The 20,505-nt window shown below is 44.8% G+C and carries 15 protein-coding genes; 14 read left to right on the top strand and 1 reads right to left on the bottom strand.

Going from position 1 to position 20,505, the window contains the following annotated elements:
• Positions 1–139 precede the first annotated feature (139 nt).
• From serC to kdsB, 10 genes are all read left to right on the top strand, one after another.
• Complete coding sequence (gene serC / locus ACSJJG_RS12035) at positions 140–1,228, top strand: 3-phosphoserine/phosphohydroxythreonine transaminase (RefSeq protein WP_481089492.1); 1,089 nt, start codon at positions 140–142, stop codon at positions 1,226–1,228.
• A 91-nt stretch (positions 1,229–1,319) separates the two neighbouring features.
• The gene (gene aroA / locus ACSJJG_RS12030) at positions 1,320–2,627 is read left to right on the top strand and encodes a 3-phosphoshikimate 1-carboxyvinyltransferase (RefSeq protein ID WP_481089491.1); all 1,308 of its coding nucleotides are present in this window, start codon (positions 1,320–1,322) and stop codon (positions 2,625–2,627) included.
• Between the two features lie 171 nt (positions 2,628–2,798).
• A complete protein-coding gene (cmk, locus tag ACSJJG_RS12025; protein WP_481090430.1) occupies positions 2,799–3,485 on the top strand; it encodes a (d)CMP kinase in 687 nt (228 codons plus the stop codon).
• 197 nt (positions 3,486–3,682) lie between these two features.
• Positions 3,683–5,356, top strand: coding sequence for a 30S ribosomal protein S1 (gene rpsA, locus ACSJJG_RS12020; protein WP_481089490.1), 1,674 nt, complete (start codon positions 3,683–3,685; stop codon positions 5,354–5,356).
• A gap of 72 nt (positions 5,357–5,428) precedes the next feature.
• Positions 5,429–5,719 (top strand): integration host factor subunit beta, encoded by a 291-nt coding sequence (gene ihfB / locus ACSJJG_RS12015; protein ID WP_045969974.1) that lies wholly within the window; start codon positions 5,429–5,431, stop codon positions 5,717–5,719.
• Between the two features lie 235 nt (positions 5,720–5,954).
• Positions 5,955–8,300 carry a ComEC family protein gene (locus ACSJJG_RS12010; RefSeq protein WP_481089489.1) on the top strand — a complete coding sequence of 782 codons (2,346 nt, stop codon included), beginning with the start codon at positions 5,955–5,957 and terminating at the stop codon, positions 8,298–8,300.
• 35 nt (positions 8,301–8,335) lie between these two features.
• Positions 8,336–10,084, top strand: coding sequence for a lipid A ABC transporter ATP-binding protein/permease MsbA (msbA, locus tag ACSJJG_RS12005; protein WP_481090429.1), 1,749 nt, complete (start codon positions 8,336–8,338; stop codon positions 10,082–10,084).
• A complete protein-coding gene (lpxK, locus tag ACSJJG_RS12000) occupies positions 10,081–11,073 on the top strand; it encodes a tetraacyldisaccharide 4'-kinase (RefSeq protein ID WP_481089488.1) in 993 nt (330 codons plus the stop codon). The genes msbA and lpxK overlap by 4 nt, the downstream gene beginning before the upstream one ends.
• A gap of 126 nt (positions 11,074–11,199) precedes the next feature.
• Positions 11,200–11,379 (top strand): Trm112 family protein, encoded by a 180-nt coding sequence (locus ACSJJG_RS11995; RefSeq protein WP_481089487.1) that lies wholly within the window; start codon positions 11,200–11,202, stop codon positions 11,377–11,379.
• A gap of 3 nt (positions 11,380–11,382) precedes the next feature.
• Positions 11,383–12,132, top strand: coding sequence for a 3-deoxy-manno-octulosonate cytidylyltransferase (kdsB, locus tag ACSJJG_RS11990; RefSeq protein WP_481089486.1), 750 nt, complete (start codon positions 11,383–11,385; stop codon positions 12,130–12,132).
• Between the two features lie 106 nt (positions 12,133–12,238).
• Here kdsB and elyC read toward each other — a convergent pair whose 3' ends face one another.
• Positions 12,239–13,066, bottom strand: coding sequence for an envelope biogenesis factor ElyC (elyC, locus tag ACSJJG_RS11985; RefSeq protein WP_481089485.1), 828 nt, complete (start codon positions 13,064–13,066; stop codon positions 12,239–12,241).
• 153 nt (positions 13,067–13,219) lie between these two features.
• Here elyC and cmoM point away from each other — a divergent pair, with 153 nt between their 5' ends.
• Genes cmoM through mukB form a run of 4 tightly spaced genes read left to right on the top strand, consistent with a single transcriptional unit; the run spans position 13,220 to position 20,487 of the window.
• A complete protein-coding gene (gene cmoM / locus ACSJJG_RS11980) occupies positions 13,220–14,005 on the top strand; it encodes a tRNA uridine 5-oxyacetic acid(34) methyltransferase CmoM (RefSeq protein WP_481089484.1) in 786 nt (261 codons plus the stop codon).
• Positions 14,002–15,324 (top strand): chromosome partition protein MukF, encoded by a 1,323-nt coding sequence (gene mukF / locus ACSJJG_RS11975; RefSeq protein ID WP_481089483.1) that lies wholly within the window; start codon positions 14,002–14,004, stop codon positions 15,322–15,324. Before cmoM ends, mukF begins: the two co-directional genes overlap by 4 nt.
• Positions 15,305–16,027 (top strand): chromosome partition protein MukE, encoded by a 723-nt coding sequence (mukE, locus tag ACSJJG_RS11970; RefSeq protein ID WP_481089482.1) that lies wholly within the window; start codon positions 15,305–15,307, stop codon positions 16,025–16,027. Before mukF ends, mukE begins: the two co-directional genes overlap by 20 nt.
• A complete protein-coding gene (gene mukB, locus ACSJJG_RS11965) occupies positions 16,024–20,487 on the top strand; it encodes a chromosome partition protein MukB (protein WP_481089481.1) in 4,464 nt (1,487 codons plus the stop codon). Before mukE ends, mukB begins: the two co-directional genes overlap by 4 nt.
• Positions 20,488–20,505 lie beyond the last annotated feature (18 nt).

Genomic DNA, 20,505 nt, shown 5'->3' with positions numbered 1-20,505 from the left:
GCGTTATTTATAATAAATGGCCTATCAGAAAGTGATACTGTCGCTTGTAACAAATGTTCAATAATTATTGCAGCGGCAGGGCGGGAGTGATAAAACCAATACGTCCGATTTTATTGTATCCATTGATAGGGTGAAGTTAATGAGTCAGGTATATAATTTCAGTGCTGGCCCAGCTATGTTGCCAGCAGAAGTGTTACGACGTGCAGAGCAGGAACTTTGCAACTGGCACGGATTGGGGACATCTGTGATGGAAATTAGTCATCGCAGCAAAGAATTTGTGGCTGTTGCGGCAGAAGCAGAAAAAGATCTCCGAGATTTATTAGTAATACCTGAGAATTACAAAGTGCTGTTTTGTCACGGCGGTGCTCGTGGGCAATTTTCGGCGTTACCACTGAATTTATTGGGTGATAAATCGACAGCAGATTATATCGTTAGTGGTTACTGGTCTGAATGTGCAGCGAAAGAAGCAGAAAAATATTGCACTCCAAATATCATTGATATCAGAACAGAAACGGACGGCGTCAAAAGTGTGAAGCCGATGAGTGAATGGACCTTAAGCAGTGATGCTGCCTATATTCATTATTGTCCTAATGAAACGATTGAAGGTGTTGCTATTTTTGAAGAGCCTGATTTTGGTGACGATAAAATTGTCATTGCCGATTACTCTTCAACCATCCTTTCTGCACCCATTGATGTTAGCCGTTATGGTGTTGTTTATGCCGGGGCACAAAAAAATATCGGGCCAGCAGGGATTACCGTCGTTATTATTCGTGAAGATCTACTGGGTAAAGCACACCAGCATACGCCATCTATCCTGGATTATACTGTGCAGGTTCAATACGACTCTATGTATAACACGCCACCGACATTTGCATGGTATCTGTCTGGCATGGTGTTCAAGTGGTTGAAAGAGCAGGGCGGGCTACAAGAGATCAGTAAACGCAATCATGCTAAAGCTAAACACCTCTATCATGCTGTTGATAACAGCAAGTTGTATATCAACCGTGTTGCTCCTCAAAACCGTTCTATCATGAATGTCCCTTTCCAACTGGCTAACCCAGCGTTAGATGGTCAGTTTCTGGAAGAAGCCTATGCACACGGGTTACATGCATTGAAAGGGCACAAAGTTGCGGGTGGCGCTCGTGCTTCGATTTATAACGCTATGTCTTATGAGGGTGTGAACGCATTGGTTGAATTTATGGCTGATTTTGAACGCCGCAACGCATAATTTTTTATCGTCGGGAGGGATAAAACCTCCCGATATCAAAATCCTCGATCTATCCTAAAAACTAAAATCATATCTGGAGATTCCTCTCTTTATGCAATCCCTGACGTTACAACCTGTTTCCCATATTAATGGAACAATTAACTTGCCTGGCTCTAAAAGCGTTTCTAACCGTGCTTTGTTACTCGCTGCTCTTGCTAAGGGAACAACCCGATTGACCAATTTGCTGGACAGCGATGATATCCGTTACATGCTTAATGCTCTGGCTGTATTGGGTATTTCCTATCGTCTCTCTGCCGATCGTACTATCTGTGAAGTAGATGGCATTGGCGGGCGCATTACGGGCAAAAATGATATTGAACTGTTTCTGGGCAACGCAGGTACAGCAATGCGCCCATTGGCCGCGGTTCTATGTTTAGGGGACAGCAGTTTGGGAGACAGTGGCATAAGCGTAGTATTGACCGGTGAACCGCGTATGAAAGAACGCCCAATTGGTCACTTGGTCGATGCATTGCGTCAAGGAAGGGCAGAAATTGATTATCTTGAACAGGAAAATTACCCGCCTTTACATATCAAAGGGGGATTTTCAGGTGGAAAAGTTACCGTTGATGGCACTGTTTCCAGCCAGTTTTTGACCGCTTTGTTGATGGCAGCGCCATTGGCAAAAAACGACACGAAAATCCACATACAAGGTGATTTGGTTTCTAAACCTTATATTGATATTACATTGGCACTGATGAAAAGTTTTGGTGTAACGGTAGACAATGAACAATATCAGGTTTTTCACATTAAAGGCCGGCAGCAATATTTGTCTCCGGGGCAGTATCTGGTAGAAGGTGATGCTTCATCGGCATCTTATTTTCTGGCTGCGGCGGCAATTAAAGGCGGAATCGTTCGTGTCACGGGCATTGGCAGAAATAGCCTGCAAGGGGATACTAAATTTGCCAATGTGTTGGAACAGATGGGGGCAATTATTCGTTGGGGGGACGATTTTGTCGAATGCGAACGCGGTACATTGGCAGGCATTGATATGGATATGAATGCTATTCCTGATGCGGCAATGACAATTGCGACAACTGCGTTGTTTGCACAGGGAGAAACTGTTATCCGCAATATTTACAATTGGCGGGTAAAAGAAACCGATCGGCTAAATGCAATGGCAACTGAATTAAAAAAAATAGGTGCCGAAGTGAAAGAGGGACATGATTATATTCGAATTTCTCCGCCAGAAAAACTTAATCATGCTGAAATTGAGACCTATAATGACCATCGCATTGCGATGTGTTTTTCGTTGGTAGCTCTGTCGGATACGCCAGTCACTATCCTTGATCCCGGCTGTACAGCAAAGACATTCCCAGACTATTTCAATCAGCTTGAAAAACTCAGCCAGTACGCAAAATAGATGGAGAAGCAAAAGTCGGTAGGGGTAGAAATAAACGGGCTTTACCTGTTTCTCTCATCTATTGAGCGCGTATAATAGGACAGGTTTTTATTGCTTGCTAATTGAGCAATTTTTTGCATTCGGTAAATGATCTGTCTGCTATGCGAATGTTATGCGAAAAGGAGGATAATGATGGCGGCGATAGCCCCAGTAATAACCGTTGATGGGCCAAGTGGTGCTGGCAAGGGAACACTATGTCAGGCATTGGCTGAAGCGTTAAATTGGCAGTTGCTTGATTCAGGTGCCATTTATCGTGTATTGGCACTGGCTGCCATCCATCATCAGGTGGATATCCAGTCTGAAGACGCACTGGTTCCTCTGGCTGCAAATCTGGATGTACGTTTTGTACCTGCAAATGGCAAACTCCGGGTCATTCTGGAAGGCGAAGATGTCAGCAATGAAATTCGTACCGAAACCGTTGGAAATACGGCTTCACAGGCGGCAACATTCCCACGTGTCCGTGAAGCACTCTTACGTCGGCAGAGAGCCTTCCGCATTGCGCCTGGGCTGATAGCTGATGGTCGTGATATGGGAACGGTCGTATTTCCTGATGCGCCAGTGAAAATATTTCTTGATGCAAGTGCGGAAGAACGCGCCCGCAGACGTATGTTACAGTTGCAGGAGAAAGGTTTTAATGTTAACTTTGAAAATCTTTTGTCTGAGATACAAGAACGGGATTTTCGTGATCGCAATCGGGTAGTCGCGCCCTTAGTGCCTGCACAAGATGCATTAATCCTGGACTCGACCAGCATGTCTATCGAAGAAGTGATTGATAACGCACTGGCTTATGCGAGAAACGCGCTGGAAATATCCGCATAATTGTTAATTTTTCAAGTACACTATTGCAGTAGTGTATCAAGAAGATGTATATAGAATTCTGGTGTATTGGTAGTGAAATATTCTGGTACACTAAAACACCTTGTAACAGGGAAAAGGGAAGTTGCGAGGTATGTAAAACAACCCCATTCGGCGGGAAGCTAAATGGACGTTAATTAAAAATCTTGAAGATCATAAACATGACAGAATCTTTTGCTCAACTCTTTGAAGAATCCCTACAGACTATCGAAACTCGTCCAGGTGCCATCGTCCGTGGTGTCGTGGTTGCTATCGATAAAGACGTTGTATTGGTTGACGCAGGCCTGAAATCAGAATCTGCAATTCCTGTAGAACAATTCAAAAATGCTCAAGGTGAGCTGGAAATCCAAGTTGGCGATGAAATCGACGTAGCGTTGGATGCGGTAGAAGATGGTTTCGGTGAAACTGTCTTGTCTCGTGAGAAAGCGAAACGTCACGAAGCATGGCTGATGCTGGAAAAAGCATACGAAGAAGCTGAAACTGTCACTGGTATTATCAATGGCAAAGTAAAAGGTGGCTTCACTGTAGAACTGAACGGTATCCGTGCGTTCCTGCCAGGTTCACTGGTTGACGTTCGCCCAGTTCGTGACACTGCTCACCTTGAAGGCAAAGAGCTTGAGTTCAAAGTCATCAAGCTGGATCAGAAACGCAACAACGTAGTTGTTTCTCGTCGTGCAGTTATCGAATCTGAAAACAGCGCAGAACGCGATCAGCTGCTGGAAAACCTGCAAGAAGGCATGGAAGTTAAAGGTATCGTTAAGAACCTGACTGACTACGGTGCATTCGTTGATCTGGGCGGCGTTGATGGCCTGCTGCACATTACTGATATGGCTTGGAAACGTGTTAAACATCCAAGCGAAATTGTCAATGTGGGCGATGAAATCACAGTTAAAGTACTGAAATTCGACCGTGAGCGTACTCGCGTATCTCTGGGTCTGAAACAATTAGGTGAAGATCCATGGGTAGCAATCGCTAAACGTTATCCAGAAAGTACTAAACTGACTGGTCGCGTAACTAACCTGACTGATTATGGCTGCTTCGTTGAAATCGAAGAAGGCGTTGAAGGTCTGGTACACGTTTCAGAAATGGATTGGACCAACAAGAACATCCACCCATCCAAAGTTGTTAACGTGGGTGACGTTGTGGAAGTTATGGTTCTGGATATTGATGAAGAACGTCGTCGTATCTCCCTGGGCCTGAAACAGTGCAAGTCTAACCCTTGGCAGCAATTTGCTGAAACGCACAACAAGAACGATCGCGTTGAAGGTAAGATCAAGTCTATTACTGACTTTGGTATCTTCATTGGTCTGGAAGGCGGCATCGACGGTCTGGTTCACCTGTCCGACATCTCCTGGAACGTTGCAGGTGAAGAAGCAGTTCGTGAATACAAGAAAGGCGACGAAATCGCTGCTGTAGTTCTGCAAGTAGATGCAGAGCGTGAGCGTATCTCTCTGGGTGTCAAACAACTGGCAGAAGATCCATTCAACAATTACCTGTCTGTAAACAAGAAAGGTGCATTTGTTACTGGTAAAGTCACTGCAGTTGACGCAAAAGGTGCTACAGTTGAATTAGCTGACGGCGTTGAAGGTTACCTGCGTGCATCAGAAGCTTCTCGTGACCGCGTTGAAGATGCAACTCAAGTTCTGAACGTTGGCGATGAAGTTGAAGCTAAATATGTTGGCGTTGATCGCAAAAACCGCGTAATCAACCTGTCTGTTCGTGCAAAAGACGAAGCTGATGAAAAAGACGCTATCGCTTCTGTGAACAAACAAGAAGACACAAACTTTGCTAACAACGCAATGGCTGAAGCTTTCAAAGCAGCTAAAGGCGAATAATCTAAGTCAATAACGGCGGGCAATACTCTATAATGAGAATATTGCCCGAATACGGTAGTTTAGGGAGGTACCATGACCAAGTCTGAATTAATCGAAAGACTTGCAGAGCAGCAATCTCACATGCCGGCCAAAGCCGTTGAAGATGCAGTGAAAGAAATGCTTGATCATATGGCAGAAACACTAGCCGCAGGTGAACGTATTGAAGTTCGCGGATTCGGCAGCTTTTCTCTTCACTACCGGGCTCCGCGTGTGGGGCGTAACCCCAAAACAGGTGATAAAGTGGAATTGGACGGCAAATATGTCCCCCACTTTAAACCCGGTAAAGAGTTACGTGATCGCGTGAATATCTATAGCGATAGCTAAGATATCAGTTATTACTTAATTAAACTAACGGCACCCTAGGGTGCCGTTTTTTGTCTATCCAAATTTTGTGTCTCTGGTTTTTGTGAGAATAGACGTATTTTTTTGGCATCGTTTCTTCTGTTTAAATGTTAATTTGCGAAGCGATTCCACAGAAACATTTCTCTAACTGGCAGTAAGATTTACTATGTCATAATCTCTCTTGCGTGAATGGAATGTCAGCACAGAGGCATAATGGATGCAGCCGATAATATTTTCTCTTTTTACCTATTTATTTGCCATTTGGCGAAAACCGACGCCACTTATCAGTCTAAATTTGGCTGCATTAGCCATTATATTGGGAATTTTTCCCTTATTATTCCTTGCAGAGCTTCCTCAACAAAAAGTCATCCAATATCTGGTTACCATTGCATGTTGCTTATTATTTTTTCCTTATAAAATTATACGACTAATATCATTAGGATTATGGGCGTTTATCTTCGGATGTTGGCATGGTCATCATATATTGGCACAAGTCACTTATTTCAGCGAAACGTCCCGTACTGCAATCGTTATGATTGATAGTGTATCGTTGGAAAATAATACAAAGGAAGATGATAAAAAGGCGCGTTATCGTATCAGGCTAATTGAGAGTGAAGGGAAATATATTATTCCTGCCTTATATGCGTCAGTATCATGGAACTCTAAAGAGTTGTTATGCGCCGGTCAGAAATGGCAGATGACAATGAAACTCAGGCCTGTTCATGCTCAACTAAACCACGGTAGTTTTGATAGCCAACGATATTTACTTTCTATTCGCCAGCCATTGAATGGAAAAATTATTGAGGCAAAACCACTCAATAAAAATTGTAATCTTCGACAAAGTTTCATGAATAAGTTGTTACCAGAAATTCAGTCATTAAAACAGGCTGGTATTGCATTAGCACTCTCGTTTGGTGAAAGGACGTGGTTGGATAAATCCACTCGCTTGCTATTACAGCAGACAGGTATTGCTCATTTGATGGCAATTTCAGGGCTGCATATTGCAATGGCCAGCTTATTTGGCTGGGGTTTGGCAAGAATGACGCAATTGTTCTTTCCGGCAAAATGGATTGGATTTCGCTTTCCATTGATCATGTGCTGGTTAACCGCAATGCTGTATGGATGGTTGTCTGGTTGGGGAATTCCAGCCATTCGGGCAATATTGGGGCTAACTTTATGGATTTATTTACGGTGCAAAAGCAGGCATTGTTTTTCATGGCAATGGGCTTTATGGAGTGCCGCCCTTATTTTATTTTTCGATCCTTTGGCAATACTTTCTGACAGTTTCTGGCTCTCATTTACTGCGGTGATGGCACTGTTATTTTGGTTTTATTGGATGCCTTTGCCAGAAACAATACGTCATGGTTGGCAGTGGTCATGGCTGCGCGGATTGCATATGCAGTTGGGCATGTTGCTAATGTTGTTACCGTTGCAGCTTTTGTTATTTCAGGGCGTTAATATTGCATCATTGGTGGCTAACCTGTGGGCTGTTCCGATTATCTCTTTTTTATCTGTTCCGTTGGTTATATTGGGGATAGTTTGTCTCTTTCTTCCGGTTATCCAACCGTTTTTATGGCAGCTTGTTGATAACAGCATTTTATTTGCTTTGGCACCTTTACCTATTTTGACATATTCATGGTTTGAAACAGGGCACTATCCGATTGTCACTACGTTAGTAGGCTGGTTTTTTGTTGTGATTTGGCGCTTAGGTTGGTGGCGATCTTATAAATGGTTGTTGGGCGTTTGCATTGGCATTATTGTGTGTTATTCCAAACGTTCCAATGATTATCAATGGCGTTTTTCCATGCTGGATGTGGGGCATGGATTAGCTGTGGTCATTGACAAGGGAGGAGAAGCGATTGTATTTGATACAGGAAATCGTTGGGAAACGGGCAGCATGGCAGAAAAAGTTATTGAACCTTATTTACGTTGGCATCGTTTAACACCAGGGCAGATAATCCTGAGTCATGATCATTTGGATCATACGGGAGGAATGGAATATCTACTTGAAAAATATCCTGATATCCAAATTAGAAGCCCTTCCTTGAATCAGACTCATTTGCCTTGTATCCGTGGTGAACGGTGGACATGGCAGGAGTTAAATTTTGCCGTTCTCTGGCCGCCAGAAAAGTCAGCTATTGTTGGCAATAATCAATCTTGCGTGATCCGCATTGATGATGGTAAATACAGTCTGTTATTAACAGGAGATTTAGAAAAGCAGGGCGAATACCGCTTATTGGAGCTTGAGAAAAATCATCTGCATGCAACAGTACTACAAGTACCTCATCATGGGAGTAACACCTCTTCTGCTTCGGTATTTATACGCAGAGTTATGCCTCAATATGCTTTGGCTTCAGTTGCACGCTATAGCCCGTGGAGGCTACCTTCAATGAAAGTGAAACAACGCTATAAAAATGCCGGAGTTGAATGGCATAGCACAGCCGTTTCTGGTCAGATAACCGGCTATTTTTATCGCGATGGTATTAAATTAGAAGGTTATCGACAACAAATAGTGTCACGATGGTATCATCAGTGGTTTGGTATTCGTGGCGATCATGAGTAGAATGATTCGCTATTTCTTTTGGTTTTGGTAACTCAATAATGAATGATAAAGACCTTTCTACCTGGCAGACCTTTCGCCGATTGTGGCCGATTGTCACTCCTTTTAAAATCGGTCTGATAGTTTCGGCGGTTGCGTTAGTTATTAATGCTGCCGGTGATACATTGATGCTTTCCTTGTTGAAGCCCTTGCTTGATGAGGGTTTTGGCAAGGCAGACATTAGCGTATTGAAGTGGATGCCACTGGTTGTTATCGGACTGATGTTGTTGCGTGGCATATCCGGTTTTGTATCGAGTTATTGTCTCTCTTGGGTATCAGGCAAAGTGGTCATGCAGATGCGTCGCCGCCTGTTCAATCATATGATGGGAATGCCTGTTTCCTTCTTTGACCAGCAATCCACGGGAACTTTACTTTCCCGCATTACATACGATTCAGAACAGGTTGCCTCCTCTTCCTCCGGTGCTTTAGTGACGGTTGTCAGGGAAGGAGCATCAATTATTGGCCTGTTTATACTGATGTTCTATTACAGTTGGGAACTTTCCCTTATTTTGATTGTCATTGCGCCGATAGTTGCGGGAGTTATTCGTCTTGTTTCCGTGCGTTTTCGTAATATCAGTAAAAATATGCAAAGCAGCATGGGGATGGTAACAACCAGTGCCGAACAGATGCTGAAAGGGCATAAAGAAGTTTTAATTTTTGGTGGTCAAAAAGTTGAAACTGAACGCTTTAACAAAGTCAGTAATCATATGCGCCAGCAGGGTATGAAGATGGTTTCTGCTGATTCCATTTCAGATCCGATTATCCAGATTATTGCTTCTTTTGCACTGGCATTTATCCTGTATGCGGCCAGTTTCCCTGAAATTATGGGCGCCTTAACCGCGGGGAAAATCACCGTTGTATTCTCATCTATGATTGCCCTGATGCGCCCATTGAAATCTCTGACTAACGTTAATGCCCAATTCCAACGTGGTATGGCTGCATGCCAGACCTTATTTACTATCCTGGATATGGAGCAGGAAAAAGACGAAGGTAAATTGGAAATTAAAAAGGCAAAAGGCAACATTGAATTCCGTAATGTCACTTTCTGTTATCCAACCAAAGATCATCCTGCGTTGAAAAATATTTCAATGACGATCCCGGCAGAAAAGACGATTGCATTAGTTGGGCGCTCAGGATCAGGTAAATCGACAATTGCCAATCTCCTGACGCGTTTTTATGACATAAATGAAGGTGAGATAGTATTAGACGGTCATGACCTGCGTGAATATACCCTGGCTTCACTGCGTAACCAAATCGCGTTGGTATCGCAAAATGTTCATCTATTCAATGATACGGTTGCCAATAACATTGCTTACGCCAGCGAAGGATGCTTTAGCCGTGAAGAGATAGAGCGGGCGGCAGAAATGGCTTATGCAATGGACTTTATCAAAAAGATGGATAATGGCCTTGATACAATGATTGGTGAAAATGGCGTTCTGCTTTCTGGGGGACAGCGTCAGCGTATTGCGATTGCCCGTGCTTTATTGCGTGATTCTCCGATCTTAATTTTGGATGAAGCAACCTCTGCATTAGATACAGAATCTGAACGTGCAATTCAGGTTGCATTAGATGAATTGCAGAAAAACAGAACTTCATTGGTCATTGCTCACCGTCTTTCTACTATTGAAAATGCCGATGAAATTATCGTCATTGAAGATGGGAATATCATAGAAAGGGGCGACCATGCGACTCTGTTGCAACATGATGGGGCATATGCACAATTACATAGGATGCAATTTGGCCAATGATTGAACGCATATGGTCAGGCCGCTCATGGCTTTATATCGTATTATTACCATTATCAGCCCTTTATGGGCTGATAAGCGGCTTGCGTCGTTTAAGTTATAAGCGAGGATGGCGTCGCTCCTGGAAAGCGCCAGTGCCTGTTGTTGTTGTTGGTAACTTAACAGCAGGGGGAAATGGCAAAACCCCGGTTGTTATTTGGCTGGTTGAACAGTTGCAGCAAAGAGGCTATCGGGTTGGCGTTGTTTCGCGTGGTTATGGCGGGAAGTCGGAACATTATCCGTTATTGATTACCGATGAAGTGACAACGGCGCAAGCAGGAGATGAACCGGTTTTAATTCGTCGTCGTACTGGTGTGCCTGTTACGGTAGCACCAAAGCGAGCCGAAGCCATTCAGACATTATTGGCACACACTCCGGTTGATATCGTCATTACCGATGATGGCCTGCAACATTATGCTTTGCAGCGTGATTATGAGATTGTGGTGATTGATGGGGTTCGTCGTTTTGGTAATGGCTGTTGGTTACCTGCTGGCCCTATGCGAGAATTGGCAGGGCGCTTAAATAGCGTCAATGCCATCATTGTTAATGGTGGGACACCGGAAGCGGGTGAACTACCCATGACCTTAAAGGGGGATTTGGTGGTTAACTTACTGACTGGTGAAACGCGAAAAGTGACAGATCTTCCCAATGGTGTTGCGATGGCTGGGATTGGGCATCCACCGCGTTTTTTTGCAACATTGCAGCAATTAGGGGCGAAATTACAGAAAACACACGCTTTTGCTGATCATCAGGCGTACGAAAAATCTCAATTATTGGCTCTGGCAACTAGTGATCAAAATTTATTGATGACAGAAAAAGATGCGGTTAAATGTTTTCAATTTGCGCAACCTAACTGGTGGTATTTACCTGTACACGCTGAATTGCCAGAAGAAAAAGGGCAAAAGGTATTGAACGATATCTGTGCTTTATTGCCAGAATTAAATACTCGCTAATAATGTTGGGCTATTCTCACCATTCTAAAGAAAATAAGGGAAATTAAACAAAGCAACAAAGTTAACGGTGATACATTGCTTGTGGTATTCTGAGCCACATTAAATTTGAGGCCCTTTGGGGGATATATGGATCACCGTTTACTCGAAATCATTGCTTGTCCGCTATGTCATGGCAAACTTAGTTATGATAAAGAAAACCTTGAACTGATTTGTAAGTTTGATCGTCTCGCTTTTCCTTTCCGTGATGGTATCCCTGTGTTGCTAGAGAATGAAGCACGTGTCTTGCCGACAGAGGAAAACCAATAACCCATGTTTACCGTTATCATTCCAGCACGTTTTTCCTCAACCCGTTTACCTGGAAAACCATTGGCTGATATTCATGGTAAGCCAATGGTAGTGCGTGTGATGGAACGGGCTATCCGTTCTGGTGCTGATCGGGTTATTGTGGCGACAGATAATCAAGACGTGTTTGATGCAGTGATTGCCGCAGGCGGTGAGGCTTGTATGACACGCGAAAATCACCATTCAGGTACGGAGCGTCTGGCTGAGGTTATCGATAAATACCAATTTACTGATGATGAAATTATTGTGAATGTTCAGGGCGATGAACCCCTTATTCCAGAACAGATCATCAAACAGGTGGCTGATAATTTAGCTGGCAGTGATGCAGGAATGGCAACTCTTGCTGTACCGATCCAGGATGCAGAAGAAGCATTTAATCCTAATGCCGTTAAAGTTGTGATGGATTCACAAGGTTATGCTCTCTACTTTTCCCGCGCTACGATCCCGTGGGAACGGGACCGTTTTATGCAATCAACAGAAACTATTGGAGAGTATTTCCTACGCCATATTGGGATTTATGCGTATCGGGCAGGGTTTATTCGACGCTATATTCAGTGGGCGCCAAGTCCATTGGAAAGTATCGAAATGCTCGAACAGTTAAGAGTGCTTTGGTACGGTGAAAAGATTCATGTAGCAAAAGCACTGCAAGCGCCCGGTGCGGGTGTTGATACACCGGAAGATCTGGAAACCGTCAGAAAAGTTTTTGCCACGCTCTGATCTTCTTGTCTGAAATCGGGTGAGATTTAAAAGAGAATGCCGTAACGTTTATACCGCATTCTCTTTTTTCTTCTCGTTTTGGCACGCTTCACTTCTAATTCTGATGTTATTTCTCATCACCTTTTTGCTGAGAGCCTTCTGATTTTTCAATACGTATATCCTGACTTACCGGTTTAATAGTCTGCCAGATGCGTCCTAATGTCTCATACCAGGCGCGCTCAGTGTGTGATAAATAGTAGGAAGAAGGAAGATATTTTTCCCACGAATATAAAGGCGTTGTGACAGCCAATTGATTGGCAGGACCCGCAATTGGATGCAGACCTCGTTGTGCAAAAAACTTGAGAGATCGTTCCATATGATTGGCAGAAGTGACGAGAATGAAAGGTTGTTGCCCGACGATTTTTTCAACTTCAGCAGCCTCTTCTTCTGTATCCAGGGGTTTTTTTAATGCTATCGTGTCTTCTACAGGAATTCCCAGAGATTGTGCTACCATAGCAGCAACTTCGGCACTGCTAATGGCATTAACACCTTTACCGCCAGTAAAAATCATTTTAGCACCAGGATTGAGATGATATAACCGAATCCCCTCAGTCACTCTGGGCAAACTGTTACTGATAAGGTTGGCGCTGGGAGCCCATTGGGGGTTATAAGTAAATCCGCCCCCAAGAACCACAATATATTTTACGGGAGTTATAGATGTTGTGTCTGGTTCATAGCGCTGAACATATTTTCCCTCGACAGGGAGTAAGAATTTATCTGCGATAGGCTGTAAACTAAATAAAAGTAATGCCATCCAGCTGAGTGATAAAATGGTTTTTCCTGTTTTTTGCCAGCGGGTAAACCAGAGTAATAACAGAGCGGCAAAAGAGACGATAATAATCAGCGGTAAAGGCATTAATAGCGAGCCGATATATTTTTTTAGCAGAAATAACATTGATTGGCCTTGGGTTGGTTAAATTATAATCGCGCAATGGCAAATTTAAGGCTAAAAGTAGTTAATTAAATGATTACTGTGCCAAAATAACAGTAGATAGCATAATTACTCAATAGATAAATTAAACTTAGATTATAAGCGGGGCAGCTTTTCATGCGGGATCGCAATTTCGATGATATTGCAGACAAATTTTCGCGTAATATTTACGGCACAACCAAAGGTAAAATCAGGCAGGCCGTTGTCTGGCAGGATATTAACGAATTGCTGAATCATTTGCCTCAACGTCCTTTGCGCATTTTGGATGCGGGGGGCGGTGAAGGTAATATGGCCTGCCAATTAGCTGAATTGGGACATCAGGTCATACTTTGTGATCTATCAAAAGAGATGATTCAAAGAGCGGAACATAACGCCGAAGAGCGGGGTCTTCTCGATCAGATACAATTTATCCAAAGCCCGGTACAGGAAATTCACCAGCATATTGAACAGCCCGTTGATCTGATTTTATTTCATGCTGTATTGGAGTGGATCATCGACCAAAAAGATGCAATAGAGACATTGGAAGAGATAATAACGCCCGGTGGTGCACTTTCATTAATGTTTTATAATGCTAATGGGCTGGTCATGCGTAACGCTATCCTGGGTAATTTTCATTTGGCGACACCTAATATCCAGCGTCGTCGGAAGCGCTCTCTGTCGCCACAACATCCGTTAGTACCGGAACAGGTATATCAATGGCTAACTGAACTTAAGATGGAAATAACAGGTAAAACAGGCGTGAGAGTTTTTCATGATTACCTGCAAAGTCGTCAATTACAAGACACAGATTTTCCAGCGTTGCTTGAACTTGAACAGCGTTATTGCAGACAGGAGCCCTATACCAGCCTGGGGCGTTATATTCATGTGATGGCACGCAAGCCTACCTTAAAGAGCGAATTATGAGTGAATATTCCCAGACGGTTCCTGAACTTGTGTCCTGGGCCAGAAAAAATGACTTTTCAATTTCGTTACCACCGGAACGCTTGGCTTTTTTGCTGGCTATTGCCGTATTAAACAGTGAACGGCTTGATGGTGAAATGAGTGAAGGGGAGCTGGTGGATGCCTTTCGTGAAGTGTGTAAGGGTTTTGAGCAGACTTCGGAAGCGGTATCTGTCAGGGCGAATAATGCTATTAACGATATGGTTCGTCAGAAATTACTTAACCGTTTTACCAGTGAATTGGCGGATGGCAATGCCATTTATCGCCTGACTCCATTGGGTATTGGTATCAGTGATTATTACATTCGCCAGCGTGAATTCTCCACATTGCGTCTTTCTATGCAGTTATCCATCGTTGCTAACGAATTGCACCGAGCGGCAGAGGCAGCCGAAGAAGGGGGTGATGAATTACATTGGCATCGCAATGTTTTTGCCCCTCTTAAATATTCTGTCGCTGAAATTTTTGACAGCATTGACATGTCTCAGCGCTTGATGGATGAACAGCAACACAGCGTAAAAACCGATATCGCCGCACTACTCAATCAGGATTGGCAGGCCGCCATCGCTAATTGTGAACAACTACTGTCTGAAACCTCCGGCACACTGCGGGAACTTCAGGATACGTTAGAAGCCGCGGGTGATAAATTGCAGGCTAATCTATTACGCATCCAGGCCGCGAATATGGATAGCGGTGGCTCTGAGTTGGTGGATAAACTGGTTTTTGACTTGCAAAGCAAACTGGATCGCATTATCAGTTGGGGGCAACAAGCCATTGATCTGTGGATAGGTTATGACCGCCACGTTCACAAATTTATCCGAACCGCCATTGATATGGATAAAAACCGCATTTTTGCCCAGCGCCTTCGTCAATCCATTCAACACTATTTTGACAGCCCGTGGACTCTGACTGTCGCTAATGCAGAACGTTTTCTGGATATGCGTGATGAAGAGTTGACTCTGCGTAATGAAGAGGTAATGGGAGAATTACCGCCAGAAATGGAATATGAAGAGTTTAGTGAAATCAATGAACAATTAGCTGAAATGGTAGAGCAGGCGCTGGCAATTTACCAACAGGCAAAACTTCCTCTGGATTTGGGGGCTGTACTGCGCGACTACCTTGTCCAGTATCCACGTAAACGCCATTTTGATGTGGCACGTATCTTGGTGGATCAAGCAGTCAGGTTGGGCGTTGCAGAAGCGGATTTCTCTGGTTTGCCAGCGGAATGGTTAGCGATTAATGATTACGGAGCCAAGGTACAGGCACATGTCATCGACACATATTGAACAACTTATGCCAGTGAAACTGGTTCAGGCATTATCCAATCCACTTTTCCCTGAATTAGACAGCCAACTGCGAGCAGGGCGTCATATCAGTCTGGATGATCTTGATAATCATGCTTTTTTGATGGACTTTCAGGAAGAGCTGGAAATGTTTTATGCGCGTTATAACGTCGAATTAATCCGTGCACCAGAAGGTTTTTTCTATCTGCGTCCCCGTTCTACGACGCTGATCCCGCGATCTGTGCTGTCCGAATTAGATATGATGGTAGGTAAGCTCCTGTGCTACCTCTACCTTAGCCCGGAGCGCCTGTCTAATCAGGGAATATTTACCTTTCAGGAGCTGTACGAAGAATTACTGTCATTGGCAGATGAAAATAAGCTAATGAAATTAATGAATCAACGCTCGACAGGCTCAGATCTGGACAAACAGAAATTGCAGGAAAAAGCGCGCACAGCCTTAAACCGCTTACGCCGTCTGGGTATGGTTTATTTCCTGCAAAACGACAGCAATAAATTTACGATTACCGAAGCGGTATTTCGCTTCGGTGCAGATGTACGCAGCGGTGATGACCCACGCGAGGCACAATTACGCATGATCCGTGATGGTGAAGCCATGCCAGTAGAAGGGGAAACATCGCAGGAAGATAATGAACATGAAGAAGCATCAGGGCATTCAGCAGAAGATGCGGAGGATGAACAATCATGATTGAACGCGGTAAATTTCGCTCACTGACGTTAATTAACTGGAACGGTTTTTTTGCCAGAACGTTTGATCTTGACGAGCTTGTGACGACCTTATCCGGCGGTAATGGTGCAGGTAAATCAACCACAATGGCGGCGTTTGTGACCGCATTAATCCCTGATTTAACACTGCTCCATTTCCGCAATACGACAGAAGCGGGCGCCACCTCGGGTTCACGTGATAAAGGGTTGCACGGTAAGTTACGGGCAGGTGTTTGCTATTCCACGCTGGATGTTGTTAACTCTCGCCATCAACGGATCATCACCGGAGTCCGTTTACAACAAGTGGCAGGACGTGATCGAAAAGTTGATATTAAGCCATTTATGATCCAGGGCGTTCCTGCGTCGATTCAGCCAACACAGTTATTGACTGACAATATCAACGAACGTCAGGCGCGGGTTCTGCCCTTAAATGAACTAAAGGAACGCCTTGATGAGATGGAAGGCGTTCAGTTCAAGCAATTTAACTCGATTACAGATTATCACGCCCTGATGTTTGATTTGGGCGTGATCCCAAAACGTTTGCGTTCAGCGAGTGACCGCAGCAAATTTTATCGCCTGATAGAAGCATCATTATATGGCGGAATTTCCAGTGCGATTACCCGTTCATTGCGTGATTACTTGTTACCGGAAAACAGCGGCGTCAGAAAAGCATTTCAGGATATGGAAGCCGCATTGCGTGAAAACCGCATTACGCTAGAAGCTATCCGTGTCACCCAATCTGACCGTGATCTTTTCAAGCACCTTATCACAGAAGCTACGGCTTATGTGTCTGCTGACTATATGCGCCATGCCAACGAACGCCGCGTTCATCTGGATGAGGCACTGGCTTTGCGCAGTGAACTATTTGGCGGCCGTCGTCAACTGGTTGCTGAACAATATCGCCATGTTGAAATGGCGAGGGAACTGGCAGAACAAAGCGGTGCATCTTCTGATTTAGACATGGATTATCAGGCAGCCAGTGATCACCTGAATCTGGTTCAAACAGCGGTGCGCCAGCAGGAAAAAATCGATCGCTACCAATCTGATATTGAAGAACTCACATACCGACTGGAAGAACAGAGTGAAGTTGTCGAAGAGGCGAGAGATCTTCAAGTAGAATATGAAGCCACATTTGAAGCGGCAGAACAAGAAGTTGATGAACTGAAAAGCCAGCTTGCTGATTATCAACAAGCTTTGGATGTACAGCAAACTCGCGCTATTCAATATCAGCAAGCACTGCAAGCGTTAGAACGTGCCCGTGAACTTTGCCAACTTCCCGATCTGTCGATAGAAAATGCCGACGATTGGCAGGAAACCTATCAGGCTAAAGCGCAGCAAGCGACAGAGATGTTGCTGGCACTGGAACAGAAATTGAGCGTTGCTGACGCGGCGCATAGTCAGTTTGAGCAGGCTTATCAACTGGTAAAAAGTATTGTTGGTGAAGTAAGCCGCAGTGAAGCGTGGCAAGCCGCTCGTGAAGCATTGCGTGAATGGTCATCCCTGCGTCATCTGACTGAACGCGTCCAACCTTTGCGTATCCAGTTGGCCGAGCTAGAACAACGCCTGAACAGTCAGCAAAATGCAGAGCGTTTGCTGGAGGAATTCTGTAAGCGCCATAACCAGCAATATCAGGCAGAAGACTTGGAGGCGTTACGGGGAGAACTGGAAGCTCAATTGGAAGAGCTGAGCCTGGGCGCCAATGAAAGCGGTGAACGTCGTATTCAAATACGTCAGGAGCTTGAACAGCTCAAGCAAAAAATTCAAGAGCTGACAGCACGGGCGCCTGTATGGTTGGCAGCCCAGGAAGCCTTGGACCAGCTTAGTGAACAATGCAATGAAACATTCGAAAATAGTCACGATGTGACTGAATATATGCAGCAATTGCTCGAACAAGAACGCGAAATTACGGTTGAGCGTGATGATATTGCTGCACAGAAACGTGAACTGGAAAAACAGATTGAATGTCTGAACCAACCAAGTGGTGCCGAAGATAGCCGATTGCTTGCATTGGCAGAGCGTTTTGGTGGTGTTTTGTTGTCTGAAATTTATGATGACATTACCATTGATGATGCACCTTATTTCTCCGCACTCTATGGTCCTGCGCGGCACGCAATTGTCGTGCCTGATCTCTCACTGGTTCGTCCACATCTGGAAACATTGGAAGATTGCCCGGAAGATCTCTATTTAATTGAGGGAGATCCGCAGTCTTTTGACGACAGCGTATTCCATTTTGAAGAGCAGGAAAACGCAGTTCTGGTGAAATCATCCGATCGCCAATGGCGTTATTCCCGTTATCCCGAGGTTCCGCTATTTGGACGGGCAGCAAGAGAAAGTCGTCTGGAAGCACTCAGTTTTGAGCGTGATACGCTGGCAGAGCGCTACGCGACACTTTCGTTTGATGTGCAGAAAGTTCAGCGTGCGCATCAGGCTTTTAGCCGTTTTGTGGGGAAACATCTTTCTGTTGCATTTGATGATGATCCAGAAGCAGAAATGCGTCGCCTGAGTCAGCGTCGTACTGAATTGGGGCGTGAGTTATCGCAATTTGAAACTCAGGCTCAGCAGCATCAACAGAAACTGGTTCAGGTGAAAGAGAGCCTATCAATGCTGAATCGCCTGATTCCACAAATGACGATTTTGTTGGATGAAACCCTGCCTGATCGAGTGGAAACAGTCCGAGAAGAAATGAGTGAGGCTCAGGAAGCGGCGCGTTTCCTGCAACAACACGGCAATGCTTTGGCTAAACTTGAACCCTTGGTTTCGGTCTTGCAAAGTGATCCACAGCAACATGAGCAGTTGCAGAAGGATTATGAGGCTGCGAAACAGAGCCAGAATCAGGCTAAACAACAAGCCTTTGCCCTGACGGAAGTTGTGCAACGCCGTGCGCATTTCAGCTATAGCGACTCTGCCGGTATGCTTAACGAAAATGCCGACCTGAACGACAAACTGCGCCAGCGCCTTGAACACGCAGAATCTGATCGTAGCCGTGCGCGTGAACAATTGCGTCAGCAGCAAGCACAATGCGCGCAATTTAATCAAGTATTGGCATCACTGAAAAGTTCTTATGACACCAAGCAAGATATGTTGAGAGAACTTGAGCAGGAGTTGAAAGATATCGGTGTCCAGGCAGATGCCAACGCCGAAAATCGTGCCCGTGAACGCCGTGATCAGCTTCACGCTGTTGTGAATGCTAACCGTTCCCGCATTAACCAGCTTGAGAAACAGATCGCGTTCTGTGAGGCAGAAATGGAAAACCTCCAGAAAAAACTGCGCAAATCCGAGCGTGATTATGACCAGAAGCGTGAACAAGTGGTCTCTTCTAAGGCGGGCTGGTGTGCAGTTATGCGCATGGTGAAAGACAATGGCGTTGAACGTCGCTTACATCGTCGCGAACTGGCTTATATGGATGGTGATGAGCTGCGTTCAATGTCGGATAAGGCGCTGGGGGCATTGCGTCTAGCTGTGTCCGATAATGAACACCTGCGCGATGCGTTGCGTTTATCCGAAGATCCGAAGCGTTCTGAGCGTAAAATCCAATTTTTCGTGGCGGTTTACCAACATCTGCGCGAACGTATTCGGCAGGATATCATTCGTACGGATGATCCCGTCGATGCTATTGAACAGATGGAAATTGAGCTGGCTCGTCTGACTGAAGAATTAACCTCTCGTGAGCAGAAACTGGCGATTAGTTCCAAAAGCGTGGCGAATATCATTCGCAAAACCATTCAACGTGAACAAAACCGCATTCGCATGCTTAATCAAGGATTGCAGGCGGTTTCTTTTGGACAGGTTGGCAGCGTGCGCTTGAATGTGAATGTGCGTGAAAGTCATTCCCTCTTGCTGGATGTACTTTCTGAGCAGCAGGAGCAGCATCAGGATCTGTTCAACAGCCAGAGACTGACCTTCTCAGAAGCGATGGCGAAGCTTTATCAGCGTCTGAACCCACAAATCGACATCGGGCAGCGTCTGCCGCAGACTATTGGTGAAGAGTTGCTGGATTACCGCAATTACCTTGAGTTGGAGGTTGAAGTCAACCGAGGTTCGGATGGCTGGCTGAAAGCGGAAAGTGGAGCACTTTCTACCGGAGAAGCGATTGGTACGGGGATGTCTATTCTGGTCATGGTCGTACAAAGTTGGGAAGAGGAATCACGTCGTCTGCGTGGTAAAGATATTTCACCATGCCGATTGCTGTTCCTTGATGAAGCTGCCCGATTGGATGCGAAATCCATTGCAACGCTGTTTGAGCTATGTGAACGTCTACAGATGCAGTTAATTATTGCTGCGCCGGAAAACATCAGCCCAGAAAAAGGGACAACCTATAAACTGGTACGTAAGATTTTCAATAATCAGGAACATGTACATGTTGTGGGGCTGCGTGGTTTTGGGCAGGATGTGCCGGTTATTGAACAGCCACAAAACCAGATACAGCCTATATTGCAGGAATAACTTTATCACTGCATAATA

This window comes from Xenorhabdus sp. SGI 60 (genome assembly GCF_056632175.1).
Note: the sequence above shows the minus strand (reverse complement) of the source record. Positions and strands in the feature narration are given on the sequence as shown.

Bases quoted from the DNA above. Each gene is read 5' to 3' on its own strand.
- serC (WP_481089492.1), top strand. From the start codon at position 140: ATGAGTCAGGTATATAATTTCAGTGCTGGCCCAGCTATGTTGCCAGCA.
- mukE (WP_481089482.1), top strand. From the start codon at position 15,305: ATGTCATCGACACATATTGAACAACTTATGCCAGTGAAACTGGTTCAG.
- cmoM (WP_481089484.1), top strand. From the start codon at position 13,220: ATGCGGGATCGCAATTTCGATGATATTGCAGACAAATTTTCGCGTAAT.
- elyC (WP_481089485.1), bottom strand. From the start codon at position 13,066: ATGTTATTTCTGCTAAAAAAATATATCGGCTCGCTATTAATGCCTTTA.
- mukF (WP_481089483.1), top strand. From the start codon at position 14,002: ATGAGTGAATATTCCCAGACGGTTCCTGAACTTGTGTCCTGGGCCAGA.
- kdsB (WP_481089486.1), top strand. From the start codon at position 11,383: ATGTTTACCGTTATCATTCCAGCACGTTTTTCCTCAACCCGTTTACCT.
- mukB (WP_481089481.1), top strand. From the start codon at position 16,024: ATGATTGAACGCGGTAAATTTCGCTCACTGACGTTAATTAACTGGAAC.
- ihfB (WP_045969974.1), top strand. From the start codon at position 5,429: ATGACCAAGTCTGAATTAATCGAAAGACTTGCAGAGCAGCAATCTCAC.
- rpsA (WP_481089490.1), top strand. From the start codon at position 3,683: ATGACAGAATCTTTTGCTCAACTCTTTGAAGAATCCCTACAGACTATC.
- ACSJJG_RS12010 (WP_481089489.1), top strand. From the start codon at position 5,955: ATGCAGCCGATAATATTTTCTCTTTTTACCTATTTATTTGCCATTTGG.
- cmk (WP_481090430.1), top strand. From the start codon at position 2,799: ATGGCGGCGATAGCCCCAGTAATAACCGTTGATGGGCCAAGTGGTGCT.
- aroA (WP_481089491.1), top strand. From the start codon at position 1,320: ATGCAATCCCTGACGTTACAACCTGTTTCCCATATTAATGGAACAATT.
- lpxK (WP_481089488.1), top strand. From the start codon at position 10,081: ATGATTGAACGCATATGGTCAGGCCGCTCATGGCTTTATATCGTATTA.
- ACSJJG_RS11995 (WP_481089487.1), top strand. From the start codon at position 11,200: ATGGATCACCGTTTACTCGAAATCATTGCTTGTCCGCTATGTCATGGC.